General features: G+C 43.9%; 13 protein-coding genes and 1 pseudogene. 6 read left to right on the top strand and 8 right to left on the bottom strand.

Features of this window, described 5'->3' with window-relative positions:
• Window positions 1-432: 432 nt before the first annotated feature.
• On the top strand, window positions 433-891 hold the full coding sequence (gene rplI, locus DSM107010_RS26790; RefSeq protein ID WP_015155973.1) for a 50S ribosomal protein L9: 459 nt from the start codon (window positions 433-435) through the stop codon (window positions 889-891).
• A gap of 145 nt (window positions 892-1,036) precedes the next feature.
• On the top strand, window positions 1,037-2,392 hold the full coding sequence (gene dnaB, locus DSM107010_RS26785; RefSeq protein ID WP_106170854.1) for a replicative DNA helicase: 1,356 nt from the start codon (window positions 1,037-1,039) through the stop codon (window positions 2,390-2,392).
• A gap of 124 nt (window positions 2,393-2,516) precedes the next feature.
• Here the strand turns inward: dnaB and DSM107010_RS26780 are convergent, their stop codons facing one another.
• A complete protein-coding gene (locus DSM107010_RS26780) occupies window positions 2,517-3,065 on the bottom strand; it encodes an FKBP-type peptidyl-prolyl cis-trans isomerase (RefSeq protein ID WP_015155971.1) in 549 nt (182 codons plus the stop codon).
• 163 nt (window positions 3,066-3,228) lie between these two features.
• Window positions 3,229-3,552 carry a phasin family protein gene (locus tag DSM107010_RS26775; protein WP_015155970.1) on the bottom strand — a complete coding sequence of 108 codons (324 nt, stop codon included), beginning with the start codon at window positions 3,550-3,552 and terminating at the stop codon, window positions 3,229-3,231.
• A gap of 214 nt (window positions 3,553-3,766) precedes the next feature.
• On the opposite strand from DSM107010_RS26775, the gene DSM107010_RS26770 reads away from it, so the two are divergent.
• Genes DSM107010_RS26770 through DSM107010_RS26760 form a run of 3 tightly spaced genes read left to right on the top strand, consistent with a single transcriptional unit; the run spans window position 3,767 to window position 5,432 of the window.
• Window positions 3,767-4,075: a TIGR03792 family protein gene (locus tag DSM107010_RS26770; protein WP_015155969.1), complete on the top strand. Its 309-nt coding sequence runs from the start codon at window positions 3,767-3,769 to the stop codon at window positions 4,073-4,075.
• 12 nt (window positions 4,076-4,087) lie between these two features.
• Window positions 4,088-4,453, top strand: a complete 366-nt coding sequence (locus tag DSM107010_RS26765) for a hypothetical protein (protein ID WP_106168778.1) — start codon at window positions 4,088-4,090, stop codon at window positions 4,451-4,453.
• Window positions 4,446-5,432, top strand: a complete 987-nt coding sequence (locus DSM107010_RS26760; RefSeq protein ID WP_106168777.1) for a threo-3-hydroxy-L-aspartate ammonia-lyase — start codon at window positions 4,446-4,448, stop codon at window positions 5,430-5,432. Before DSM107010_RS26765 ends, DSM107010_RS26760 begins: the two co-directional genes overlap by 8 nt.
• Window positions 5,433-5,456: 24 nt before the next feature.
• Here the strand turns inward: DSM107010_RS26760 and DSM107010_RS26755 are convergent.
• Both DSM107010_RS26755 and DSM107010_RS26750 read right to left on the bottom strand, forming a co-directional pair.
• A pseudogene (locus DSM107010_RS26755) lies at window positions 5,457-5,654 on the bottom strand (PIN domain-containing protein); the annotation flags it as partial.
• Window positions 5,655-5,656: 2 nt separating this feature from the next.
• Window positions 5,657-5,920 carry an AbrB/MazE/SpoVT family DNA-binding domain-containing protein gene (locus DSM107010_RS26750; RefSeq protein ID WP_106168776.1) on the bottom strand — a complete coding sequence of 88 codons (264 nt, stop codon included), beginning with the start codon at window positions 5,918-5,920 and terminating at the stop codon, window positions 5,657-5,659.
• 81 nt (window positions 5,921-6,001) lie between these two features.
• On the opposite strand from DSM107010_RS26750, the gene DSM107010_RS26745 reads away from it, so the two are divergent.
• Window positions 6,002-6,541 carry a GNAT family N-acetyltransferase gene (locus DSM107010_RS26745; RefSeq protein ID WP_106168775.1) on the top strand — a complete coding sequence of 180 codons (540 nt, stop codon included), beginning with the start codon at window positions 6,002-6,004 and terminating at the stop codon, window positions 6,539-6,541.
• Here the strand turns inward: DSM107010_RS26745 and nblS are convergent.
• The 4 genes from nblS to DSM107010_RS26725 form a co-directional block, all read right to left on the bottom strand.
• On the bottom strand, window positions 6,538-8,511 hold the full coding sequence (nblS, locus tag DSM107010_RS26740; RefSeq protein ID WP_106168774.1) for a two-component system sensor histidine kinase NblS: 1,974 nt from the start codon (window positions 8,509-8,511) through the stop codon (window positions 6,538-6,540). The genes DSM107010_RS26745 and nblS overlap by 4 nt on opposite strands.
• Before the next feature lie 164 nt (window positions 8,512-8,675).
• On the bottom strand, window positions 8,676-10,034 hold the full coding sequence (gene purD, locus DSM107010_RS26735) for a phosphoribosylamine--glycine ligase (protein ID WP_106168773.1): 1,359 nt from the start codon (window positions 10,032-10,034) through the stop codon (window positions 8,676-8,678).
• A gap of 77 nt (window positions 10,035-10,111) precedes the next feature.
• Complete coding sequence (locus DSM107010_RS26730; protein ID WP_106168772.1) at window positions 10,112-11,545, bottom strand: cryptochrome/photolyase family protein; 1,434 nt, start codon at window positions 11,543-11,545, stop codon at window positions 10,112-10,114.
• Between the two features lie 77 nt (window positions 11,546-11,622).
• Entirely contained in the window at window positions 11,623-12,261 is a 639-nt protein-coding gene (locus DSM107010_RS26725) for a Uma2 family endonuclease (RefSeq protein WP_127024321.1), read from the bottom strand.
• Window positions 12,262-12,287 lie beyond the last annotated feature (26 nt).

Below are 12,287 nucleotides of genomic sequence, written 5' to 3'. Positions count from 1 at the left end.
TCGAAGCTCCTTCCCTCAATGGCTAATTCGCGTTAGTTTGACTTAGGAAAGCGCCTCCCCAAAAGGGGGGCGCTTTTTGCTTTCTTTACAGTCTGGTAAGGGCAGGTTTACATAGATTTTCAAGTTGAGCAATAAATATGGTTGGCGAACCCACCCTTACTTGCATTTATCTCTACAATTCAACTAAAATAGTAAGTCTTGCCCTAGCTCCATTAAAGATGAGTCTGGAGACGGTAGCAAAGGTAAGAGCCTTTTCATACCGTCGATCGCGGCTCAAGGCTACAAACCTGTTGGTACGGGTACTCTACCCCCTCTTATCTTTCTCTCATAGAAGGATGATAGGGGGTAGTCCGGTGCAAAGGATTGGTTTGGTATCCTATCTTCAGTAGTAACCGCGATCGCAGAAAAATATTTAAGTATACAGGACAGCTCATGGCGAAACGAGTGCAATTAGTTTTAACGCAAGACATACTCAAGCTAGGCAAAAATGGCGACCTAGTTGATGTAGCCCCTGGCTACGCCCGCAATTATTTGCTGCCTAAAAAAATGGCAGTACCAGTTACAGCTGGAGTTTTAAAGCAAGTCGAACGTCGTCGAGAAGTTGAACGGCAACGGCAATTAGAATTAAAGCAGCAAGCACAAGAATTGAAAGCGGCTTTAGAAAAAGTTGGCAGTTTCACCATTGCCAAGCAAGTGGGAGAGAAAGAAGCAATCTTTGGTACGGTGACAGACCGCGAATTAGCTACCTTAATTCAGCAAGCGATCGGTCAAGAAGTGGATCGTCGTGGTATTACCTTACCTGACATTAGTAAACTCGGTACTTACAAAGCTGATGTGAAGTTACATCAAGATGTGACAGCAACGGTAGAAGTGAAGGTTGTAGCAGAGTAGTCATTGGTCATTCGTCATTGGTCATTTGTGAATAAATAATTTTGACTTTTGACTTTTGACTTTTGACTTCTCCCTTACCCCTTGATTAAAAAATCGGGTAAAAGTAGAGAGAGCTTCTTGAACTTTTGCCTGTTATTTTTTATATATGTACAATAATCAACAAAAATTTGTCAGTGATGGTGTCGATCGCCTGCCACCTCAAAATGTTGAGGCAGAAGAAGCGATTCTAGGTGGTATTCTACTCGATCCCGAAGCAATTGGCAGAGTGAGCGATCGCCTAATTGCCGATGCCTTTTATATTGATGCCCATAAAGAAATTTATCGCGCCGCACTGCAACTGCACGCGCAGGGTAAACCTACAGATTTACTATGTGTTGTTGGTTGGTTGAGCGATCGCGAACTCCTCAGTAAAATCGGTGGTAAAAGCAAATTAGTCCAGCTGGTAGACCGGACGGTTTCCGCAATTAATATTGATGCTTTAGCTGGCTTGGTGATGGATAAGTATCTCCGCCGTCAGTTAATTACATCGGGAAATGAAATCGTCCAGCTAGGATTTGAGACAGAGAAAGAACTAGCAACTGTCCTCGACCAAGCAGAACAAAAGGTTTTCGGCGTGACTCAGGAACGCCCGCAGCAGAAATTAGTGTCAATTTCCGATACTTTAATCTATACCTTTCAAGATATTGAGAGTCACAATCAAGGCATTGCTCAGCCTGGGCTATCGTGTAACTATTACGATCTCGATGCGATGACGGGCGGTTTCCAGCGTTCTGACTTGATTATTATCGCTGGTCGTCCGGCAATGGGAAAAACCAGCTTTGCTCTAGGTTTGGCGCATAATATTGCGAGAGTGCACAAGTTTCCTGTCGCAGTATTTAGTTTGGAAATGTCAAAAGAGCAGCTGGTACAGCGCTTGTTGTCCAGCGAAGCGGGAATTGAGAGTCAGAGGTTGCGGACGGGAAGAATTGCTCAGAACGAGTGGGAATTATTGTCTCACGCGATCGGCGAACTGTCAGATTTACCGATATATATTGACGATACGCCAAACATTACCGTGATGGAAATGCGTAGTCAAGCTCGTCGCCTGCAAGCAGAAAAAGGTAAAGAATTAGGTTTAATTCTGATCGATTATTTGCAATTAATGGAAGGTAGCGGCGATAATCGCGTCCAAGAATTATCAAAAATCACGCGATCGCTCAAAGGTTTAGCGAGAGAACTCAACGTACCAATTATTGCCCTTTCTCAGCTCAGCCGTAGTGTAGAAGCCCGGAATAGCAAACGCCCGATGATGTCAGACTTGCGAGAATCGGGTTCGATCGAACAAGACGCGGATATCGTGATTATGCTTTACCGCGATTCTTATTACAACCCCGACTCTCCCGATCGCAATATTGCCGAAGTCATCATCGCCAAACACCGCAACGGTCCCACCGGAACCGTGAAGCTATTATTCGATCCAAACTTGACCAAATTTGTGAATTTAGCCAAGCAGAATTTTTAAATTGTCATTTGTCATACCCTTCGGGAAGGGCTATTCTTCGAGAAGCCACCCTTCGGGTGTCTACGCCCTACGTCATTGGTCATTTGTGTTTGCCAATGACAAATGACCAGTGACAAATGACTAATTAATTAACCTTCAACAACTCAACGTCAAAAATCAGCGTAGCGTTGGGAGGAATAACGCCACCCGCACCGCGAGCGCCGTAACCTAATTCTGGGGGAATGACGATTTGGCGACGTTCGCCTACTTTCATCGTGCTGAGTGCTTCATCCCAGCCTTTAATGACTTGTCCCGTACCAACTTTAAATGAAAAAGGCTGACCGCGATCGCGAGAGCTATCGAACTTAGAACCATCTTCTAAAGTTCCTGTATAGTGAACTACGACGGTTTGACCTTTTTTCGGCATTTCTCCGCTTCCCTCTTGGAGGACGGTGTATTTCAGCCCAGAATCAGTTGTAATTGCTTTATTGTCAGACATTGGAGTTACCTTATTTGGTGCAGTTGGGGTTTGCGTTGGCTTCTGGGCTATAAGCGTGCTGGATGTGGCTTGAGTTGATGCTTGAACAGATGTAGTCTCAGCCAGAGCGTTATCTTTCGCTCCTCCTACCTGAGCTAGCACCAAAAGCACTACGCAAACTAACGTAATTCCCACGCTGATGAGAATTTCTTTCAAAATTAGACCCTCCTTCAGCTATGCAAGTGCGTCACTACTATATCTTGTAATGGGGTAGTTGGTAATTGGTAATTGGTAGTTGGAGATCGCAAGAGGCGAGAGACTAGAGGCTGATTTTGACTTTTGACTTTTGGCTTTTGACTTACCCATTACCCATTACCATCTAACGCCACATCTTATTTTCCAAATCGCGGATTTGACGCTCTAGGCGATCGATCCGTCCCCGTAACTCGTCCATTTCTGACTGACGGGGTACGCCAAGATCCTGCATGACATTACGGATCTGCCGTTGCAACTGCGCCTCAAAAGTTGTGGGATCGATCTTGAGCTGCTGCATCATGTTGTCTACAAACACTTTGGCTTGGTCAGAATTCATTTTGCCATCCTTGACCAATTCATCGCTTACTTCCCGCAACTTCTCAGCTACAAGGGAAGTCGTACCAACACCAAGCATCAATAGTTGTTTAATCCAGTTGTTATTATCCATCCTGCTATCCAGTTAGTTAAAGGAATTTATCAACAAGTTGTAGGGGCGGGTTTACCAAGAGACTTTGTGACTTACAGAGATTTCGGGTGAACTCGCCCCTACAGAAATAGCGCTGCGATCGAGCTATGCTAAAAACATGTCACCCCAACTCCTCCTGTTATATTCTGGCAAATTTGGCGATCGCCATCCTTTCAAGCAATAGAGAAAAAAGCGCGTGGTTATTGAGTTTCTCAAGTTTAAAGTTACTCCTGAATTAAGGGAGAAATTTATCCAAAAAGATGCAGAAATTTGGACGACTGCACTATCTGGCTATCCTGGTTTTCTCAGTAAAGAAGTTTGGATAGAACCTAATGTCCCAACGGAGGTTGTGATGATTATTCGTTGGGCAACGCGAGAGCAATGGAAATCTATCCCTACCGAGCAACTCGACAAGATTGATGCTAAGTTTGCCCAGCAGATGGGGAAAACCTACGAGTTGATTCAGTCATCCGAGTATCAAGTTCGCAAGTTTCCTCAGTCGTAATTGCTTTGTACCATGCCTACCTGTCCCCGTTGTCATCAAGCAGTTGACTCTCAGGTAGTCAACTGTCCTTATTGCCGCACGCCGCTCAAAGCATTCGGTCATCCAGGCATTCCCTTACACCGTGCTACCGGTGACGAACCTTTGTGTAAAACTTGTACTTACCATTTAGATGATAGCTGCACGTATCCCCAGCGTCCATATGCGACAGAGTGTACGCTTTACCAAAACATCGAGCAAAAACGATTGGAGGAGGAGCAAAGACAGAAAAGCAAGAGTCCTGCTATTGTGTTGCAAAATTGGCTGAAGCGCAATCAATCTTTGTTGTTAATTTTAGGGTTGTTATTAGTCTGTTTCCTCATCGCTTTGAGTCATGTCTAAAACAGAAGCTCCCATCGACACCAATATTGTCACCTTTGCAGATATCGAGGCAGCGCATCAACGTTTAGCAGGTGTTGCTCACAAAACTCCCGTAATGACTTCCAGAACGGTAAACGAACTGACGCAAAGACAGGTGTTTTTTAAGTGCGAAAACTTCCAAAGAATGGGAGCATTTAAATTTAGGGGAGCGTATAATGCTTTGTCTCAGCTCTCAGAACAACAAAAAAGGCAGGGTGTACTCACATTTTCTTCGGGAAATCACGCTCAGGCGATCGCGCTTTCGGGTAAGTTACTCAACATTCCCACTACAATTGTCATGCCGAAGGATGCTCCAGCTGTGAAGTTAGCTGCTACGCAGGGTTATGGTGCAGAGGTACTGTTATACGATCGCGCCGAAATGACAAGGGAAGAGTTAGCAGCCGAACTCTGTCGGGAACGCCAACTCACTTTTATTCACCCCTACGACCGTCCTCAAGTTATCGCCGGACAGGGTACAACTGCTAAAGAATTAATCGAAGAAGTGGGAGAATTAGATTTACTCTTAGTTTGTTGTGGTGGTGGAGGTCTGTTATCGGGATGCGCGATCGCGGCTAAAACACTTTCTCCGCAATGTAAAGTTATTGGTGTAGAACCGGAAAGAGCAGATGATGCAACGCGATCGTTTCATAGCAAAACTCTGCATACGGTTCATAATCCCGATACAATTGCTGACGGCGCTCGTACTCCGTCTTTGGGAAAAATTACTTTTCCTTTAGTATTGAAATATGTAGATGACATGGTGACAGTATCGGAAGATGCGATTAAACGCACCATGTATTTTTTGTGGGAGAGAATGAAGATTGTCGTCGAACCCACAGGAGTATTAGCCGCCGCCGCTTTAGTAGAGGGTGTTGTCACTGCACCAGGAGCAAGAGTTGGAGTGGTTATCAGCGGTGGTAACGTAGATTTGCAGCAGGCTGGAAAATTTTTTATTTTTTAGAGAAATATATTATCAACGCAATATTCATCCAGGTTGCTTGACCTCACATTGCGTTGATAAATTTTTTGCCCGTTTCAGAAACTTTTCGTCAAACGTATAGATTGCTGAGTAATTCTGACTTTGAGCTAGGTGAAATGCATCAGCAAAATCTAAGCCGTTTTCGTGCCATTGCAAAACTTGCGCGATCGCGTTTATATTTGTGAGATAAACATTCGGTATTCGTGTCAACTGAAACCACGCCACTGAGCCGCTATTCCCTGACGAATTGCATCTTCCATTTCACCTAAACTTTTAGGCTTATCTTGATATTTCAAACATCCTGCAACATTCTGCAATGTTGTTTCTGGGAAAGGTTTTTTAGGTTTAAGCAGAATGCCATCACCTGTATCAATTACAATCAGTTCTTGTCCTGCTTCCCAACCATGAATACTGCGTAATATCTTTGGGATAATAACTTGACCTTCACTTGATAAGCGGGTTGTTTCCATCGAATGCACAAACTATGGTAAGAAATTTGTAAAAATTATAGCATGAGCTAAACTCGAAATTCTGGCAACGATGAGCGAGTAATGATTATAAGAGAAGCAAATTTAAATGACGTACAAGCGATCGCACGGGTACATGTAGATACTTGGTATACGACATATAAAGGAATTATTCCAGAATCATATCTAGCTAAACTTTCCTACCAGCAGCGAGAGATTGCTTGGCAAAAAATTATAGAAGATACTATGAGTAGCAGCCAATTCGTTGATGTAGCTGAGAACAATTCAGGAGAAATTATTGGTTTTGCTAATAGTGGAAAAGAACGAACTAGCGATCGCACTTACAAAGGTGAGTTATATGCCATATACATTTTAGCAGCATACCAGCGTCAGGGAATTGGTTACAAATTAACTCTATCTACTGTGGATAAACTATCTGAATTGGGTTTTAACTCAATGTTAGTTTGGGTATTAGCAGATAACCCTGCCTGTAGATTTTATGAAACTATCGGCGGACAAAAAGTATACGAAAAACAAATTGAAAGAGGCGGGGTAATGTTAAAAGAAATTGCCTATGGATGGCAAGATATAACAAGTGTACGCGATCGCATTTCATCGCGTTAAACTACATGAGCGGTTGTATCAATTGTATTTTCAGTTGAAATATCTACTTCTGGTATGCCCATACTCTTATTGCTATGTTCTTGAAATATTGCTAGATCGAACCAGAAAGTTGTCCCGACACCAACCTCACTAACCAAATGAATGTTGGCATGATGTTTGTCCATAATATTTTTCACAATAGAAAGTCCTAACCCGGTTCCTTCTAAAGTGTGTACGCGGTTTTCCACGCGGAAAAAGCGATCGAAAATAGCTGCTTGATCCTCTGGATCGATACCAATTCCCGTATCAGCAATTTCAATTCTCACCTGGGGAGATACAATGCGATCGCCTCTTGCAGGCTCCATTTTGTAAGCCCGAATCGCGACTTTTCCACCTTGCTCAGTAAATTTAAGCGCGTTGCCAACTAAATTAGTAAATACTTGAAGTAATAAGTCGTAATGACCGAAAACTTGTGGTAGTTCGGGTTCGATTTGCTGAATTAATTCAATTCCTTTATCTTTAGCATTCAATTGATAATTTCGTAAAGTTTGTTCGACTGCTTGTGCTAAATCTACTCCTTCAAAATGATAAATCCGACAAGAAGATTCTAAACGAGATAAGTCTAAGACATCATTAACCAAACGAGTGAGGCGATCGGTTTCGTTATTTGCAGTTGCTAAAAATTCCCGCTGTTCTTCGGTGCTGAGGTTTTCACCGTAGTCGTGAAGGGTTTCAATATAAGTCTTGATATTAAACAAAGGCGTGCGTAATTCGTGAGAGACGTTGCTGATAAATTGGCTTTTCGCCTCATTCAGTTCGACTTCGCGAGTAATGTCTTGCACTGTCATAGCAATTCCCTTAATACTTTCTCGATGTTGGTCGAGAACGGTAGTCAGAAGAATCCGAATCGTGCGCATAGTTGGCTGAGAAAGCGGAATTCTAAACTCTGCACTTTCGCTTTCTCCCCTTGCTATCTTGTATAAAGGGCGATTTAATTCTGCTTGCACTGAGATTGGTAGATGATTTAATACACTATCTCCAATGACATCTCCATTTTCCCAGCCAAAAATCCGTCGTGCTGTAGGATTGACTAAAATCACTTGCATATTGGTGTCAAGCAGGATAGCACCATCAGCAATAGTAGAAACTAAAGTTTCTAATTTAGCTTTCTCGGCAGTGAGTTCTTCGATATTTTGTTCTTCATAACGCTCTAAACGTTCTGCCATTTCATTAAAGCTAAAAATCAATTCCTTGAGTTCTCCTCCCAAAGGCAAATCGATCCGCTGTTGAAAATTGCCAGCCGCAATATTTTTCACACCTGTCAATAACTCTTTAATTGGTTTGGTAATCATGAGAGTATTAAATACAGCACCCAAAATGACCATGACCCAAATTGACACGAAAACAGCAATTGTTACATCGCGGGTGAGATTGGAAGAGGTGACAACTGTAGGATTTGGGTTGATTCCAATTGCTAATACTCCCAAATATTTACCTTCATGATTGAGCGGGACGAAAACATCAGTGACTTCCCCATCAGGCGTTCGGTGTTGTCGCACCATCGGCAATTCAGAATTAGCGGCGTAATCTTCTGGGAGCTGAATCCGGCGCTCAATTGTCAGTGAAGTTTGTACGGCTGGTTCCCAAAAAGGAATTCCAAAAAAGATTTTTCCTGCTTCGTCGGCATAGAGCATGTAGCGCACGCTAGAAGTGCTACTGTAGAAGCGTTGAGAAAACTGAGCGACTTCGGTGTAATTATTCTCCGCTACCAGAGGGGCAACGTTAGAAGCAAGTAACAACCCCAAGTCACGTCCGAAGCGGGTTTCATTTACCCTTGCATCCACTTGAATCGTGTTAACTGCCCAAAAAGTGAAACCACTGACAATTAACGAAACTACCAGCGTCGCAGCAGCCATCAACTTAGTTGGCAGAGTTAGCTCAAACCACCAACGGGCGATCGCTTCTTGAATTGTTTTTAACGGCGCTAACATGTGAATAAAAATTGGTATTTTATATGTCCTTTGTTCTAAGGTAAAGTTTTTCGACTTAAAAGACAAAGTGGTTACTTGTCATTTGTCATTGGTGGGTGGCTGGTGGCTGGTGGCTAGTGGTTAGTGGTTCGACTCTTTGCTAGTCACTAGCCACTATTCACTAGTCACTGAATTCGGTGTCCGATGTCGCGGCGATAGTAAATGCCGTCAAAATGGATTTGGGCGATCGCATCATAAGCAAGGGCGATCGCTTGCTCGAAATTTTCTCCTACACCAGTAACACCTAATACCCTTCCCCCATCTGTCACTACAGGTGTGGAGTATAGGGTGTAGGGTGTAGGGTGTAGAGACGTTACATGTAACGTCTCTACATCAGTCGGTTCCCCCTTGCCTCCTTGTCTCCCTTGTCCTAGTCTGGTTCCAGCATGAAATACACAACCCCCCGAAGCCTCGGCTGATTCTATTCCTGTGATGACATGACCTTTTTCATATGCACCTGGATAGCCTTTGGCGGCGGCGACAACACAACAGGCGGCTCCCGGCTTCCAGGCGATGGGAGGCAATTCACCTAGTTTTTGCTGACAACAAGCCACGAGCAACTCTTCTAGGGGGGTTTCCAGTAAAGGTAAAATAGCTTGGGTTTCAGGATCGCCAAAGCGACAGTTGAATTCTAGAACTTTAAATTCCCCTGTAGGAGCAATCATCAAACCTGCATATAATACGCCCCGATAATCGATGCCTTTAGAGCGTAAAGTGGCGATCGCTCTCTGTAATACCTCTCGTTCGATCCTTGCCATTAATTCTGGCGTAACCAGGGGAGCAGGGGCATACACTCCCATTCCGCCCGTATTCTCGCCTGTATCCCCTTCTCCGATGCGTTTGTGGTCTTGGGCTGGTAGTAGGGGACGAATCGTTATCCCGTCTGTCAACGCCAATACAGAGGCTTCTTGTCCGATTAAGCATTCTTCAATGACAACAAACTTACCCGCGTCGCCAAATTGCCCCGCGAAAATCGCTTCTAGAGCTTGATGTGCCTGTGCGACTGTTTCGGCTACGATCACGCCTTTACCTGCGGCTAATCCGTCAGCTTTGACGACTATGGGCGCTCCTTGTGCGGTGACATAATCTTTAGCAGCAGCTTCCTGGGTAAATACAGCAGCTTTAGCGGTGGGAATTCCTGCTTCCTGCATCAAAGCTTTTGCCCAGGCTTTACTTGCTTCAATTTGCGCCCCAGCTTTGGTAGGACCAAATACCATTGCGCCTTGAGCTTGGAGATAATCTGTAATTCCCATAGCCAGAGGAACTTCTGGACCCACTACCACAAGATCGATCCCCTGTTCTCGAACTGCTTGACCGATCCGTTCAAAATCATCCACAGAGTAGGGCAAATTTTGACAGCGTGACAGCGTTGCCGTTCCCCCATTACCAGGAGTACAAAATACCTGTTCCACTTGGGGCGATCGCAACAAAGCCCAAGCGATCGCGTGTTCTCTGCCCCCATTACCTACGACTAAAACTTTCACTACTTTCCTCTAATGCTGCGATCGATTATCTCGTATTGTGGGGTTGGAGAATTGTAGAGACGTTACATATAACGTCTCTACAATTCTTTCTGCTGTTGATAAATAACTTTAAACTGTCGCTGTTGAATTTTATGATCCACGATTGGATTAGGATAGTCTACGGCAGCGCGATCGCGTTTTGAAATGTTTCCACTCAGTAACTCTTCTGTGTCAAAAGAGCGCAATTCTGGCAGCCACTCGCGAATATATTCTCCTTCAGGATCGAATTTTTGAGCTTGACTGGCAGGGTTGAAAATTCTAATTGGTTTAGGGTCCATGCCACTTGAAGCACTCCACTGCCAACCGCCATTGTTAGCTGAAAGATCCCCGTCAATTAGTCTTTGATAAAAATATTTTTCTCCCAATCTCGGATCGATGAGTAAGTCTTTGGTGAGAAAATTTGCGACGATCATGCGACAACGATTATGCATCCACCCAATATTATTCATCTGTCGCATTGCTGCATCGACAATTGGATAGCCAGTTCTGCCTTCACACCAAGCTTGGAAATATTCCTCGTTATTTTCGTAAGGAAAATTCTTAAATTGTTGTCGATATGCGCCTTGTTCGAGTTCGGGGAAATGATACATGGCGTGTTGATAAAATTCTCGCCATGCAAGTTCCTGCTGCCAAGCGCGAATACTCGTCTGTGCTTCATCGCTACGAGTATTTTCCATTGCCTCAACTGTAGCAGCCCAAACTCTACGAATACCGATCGCACCAAATTTTAATGCTGCACTTAGTTGAGATGTCCCATCATAAGCAGGGAAATTTCGCTGTTCTTTATACTCTTCGATCGCCCGATGGCAAAATTGTTCTAATCTCTCTCCTGCTGCTGCTTCTCCTGGTTCGATAACTAAGCCATTTTCCCAACTAAATCCTAAATCTTTTGCAGTCGGTAGGGCGATCGCGCTTGCTTGCTTTGCAGTTTGCAATTCTTGTTCTGACAACCCTTCTACATTTTTGAGAGTCTCTGCGGGTGCAGCTTTCGGTTTGCTACTCCAATTACGCCAAAACGGAGTAAATACGGTGTAGGGTTGGTTGGAACCTGTAAAAATATCGTCTGGGGAATGTAATATCTGATCCCAGTTTTCTTCTAAAACTTGGATGCCTTTTTCTTTTAAGCTTTCTATGATATCGCGATCGCGTACTTGAGAATATGGTTCTACATCCCAGTTCCAGAATACAGCTTTTGCGCTCAGGGCAGTAGCCAGCGCTGGAATGGCTTCACGGGGTTCGCCTTGCAAAATTAATAACTGGCTGCCAACTTGGGCGTAACGCTGCTGTAGTTGCTGCAAACAACCGATCATGTACGTGACTCGTACGGGAGCGACATCATCCCGTTCTAAAATATTGGGGTCGAGGCAAAATACTCCTACTACCTTTTGAGTTCGTTGCCTTGCCGCAGCTAGTCCGGTATTATCTGAGATGCGCAAATCGCGACGATGCCAGAAGAGGATGAGGTCAGACATTCACAGTTACTACTTAGTTCACTCGTACTAGCATAAAGGTTTCTGCTACCAGACAGCATCAATCCACTGGATGTTTTTTAGATTCCTTCTCCAAAGGCAATTATTTCAGCTACTGTTAAATTTAGCTCGGGGAAAAATTGAGATTTGATGCGATCGCTCTCTGTAAAACTTTCAAAGCGGTATTCTTTTTCTGTTAAAATGCTGTCAGAATTTACCAGTTGTCCCACAGAAATTGTCGGTTGCAAGATTTTCGGATTTCTTCTACCTGGATATCTATCGAGATGAAATAGCGGATCGATAATCCATAGTTCCTGTACGCCAAAAGCAGCATACCAAAGGGGTTTATTTCTATAGTCGTCTTCCCAGTTGGTGCTAACAATTTCAATTGCAATGCTAGGCGGTTCTCTCAGTACTGCTTCTATCTGAGTTTGTCGATTCCAATCTTCGCGTTTGATTACGATTAAGTCAGGCTTGCGAGTATCTTTTCTACCTAGTACGAGTACTGGTTGGGGATGAATTAGCAGCCCCAGGTTAGCCCTCTTAGTTTCCGATTTCAGCGCAAACCACAACTCGCTCCGTAAATTTTCATGTTTTCCAGAAGGTTCAGCTATGGGTACTATGACACCATTTATGAGTTCGTATGTTTTTCCTTCTGGTAAATCCAGTTCGATGAATTCATCGACGGTATAAGTTTTTATTTGAATAGCAGTAACCATAGGGTAAGTTTTCGCAACGTATACTC

It is taken from the genome of Chroococcidiopsis cubana SAG 39.79, from assembly GCF_003991895.1.
Taxonomy (GTDB): Bacteria; Cyanobacteriota; Cyanobacteriia; order Cyanobacteriales; family Chroococcidiopsidaceae; genus Chroococcidiopsis; species Chroococcidiopsis thermalis.
Note: the sequence above shows the minus strand (reverse complement) of the source record. Positions and strands in the feature narration are given on the sequence as shown.

What these genes read in the sequence shown, in the direction of transcription:
- dnaB (WP_106170854.1), top strand. Translation starts at nt 1,037, where the DNA reads ATGTACAATAATCAACAAAAATTTGTCAGTGATGGTGTCGATCGCCTG.
- DSM107010_RS26730 (WP_106168772.1), bottom strand. Translation starts at nt 11,545, where the DNA reads ATGTCTGACCTCATCCTCTTCTGGCATCGTCGCGATTTGCGCATCTCA.
- DSM107010_RS26775 (WP_015155970.1), bottom strand. Translation starts at nt 3,552, where the DNA reads ATGGATAATAACAACTGGATTAAACAACTATTGATGCTTGGTGTTGGT.
- DSM107010_RS26760 (WP_106168777.1), top strand. Translation starts at nt 4,446, where the DNA reads ATGTCTAAAACAGAAGCTCCCATCGACACCAATATTGTCACCTTTGCA.
- DSM107010_RS26725 (WP_127024321.1), bottom strand. Translation starts at nt 12,261, where the DNA reads ATGGTTACTGCTATTCAAATAAAAACTTATACCGTCGATGAATTCATC.
- DSM107010_RS26745 (WP_106168775.1), top strand. Translation starts at nt 6,002, where the DNA reads ATGATTATAAGAGAAGCAAATTTAAATGACGTACAAGCGATCGCACGG.
- rplI (WP_015155973.1), top strand. Translation starts at nt 433, where the DNA reads ATGGCGAAACGAGTGCAATTAGTTTTAACGCAAGACATACTCAAGCTA.
- DSM107010_RS26765 (WP_106168778.1), top strand. Translation starts at nt 4,088, where the DNA reads ATGCCTACCTGTCCCCGTTGTCATCAAGCAGTTGACTCTCAGGTAGTC.
- DSM107010_RS26750 (WP_106168776.1), bottom strand. Translation starts at nt 5,920, where the DNA reads ATGGAAACAACCCGCTTATCAAGTGAAGGTCAAGTTATTATCCCAAAG.
- nblS (WP_106168774.1), bottom strand. Translation starts at nt 8,511, where the DNA reads ATGTTAGCGCCGTTAAAAACAATTCAAGAAGCGATCGCCCGTTGGTGG.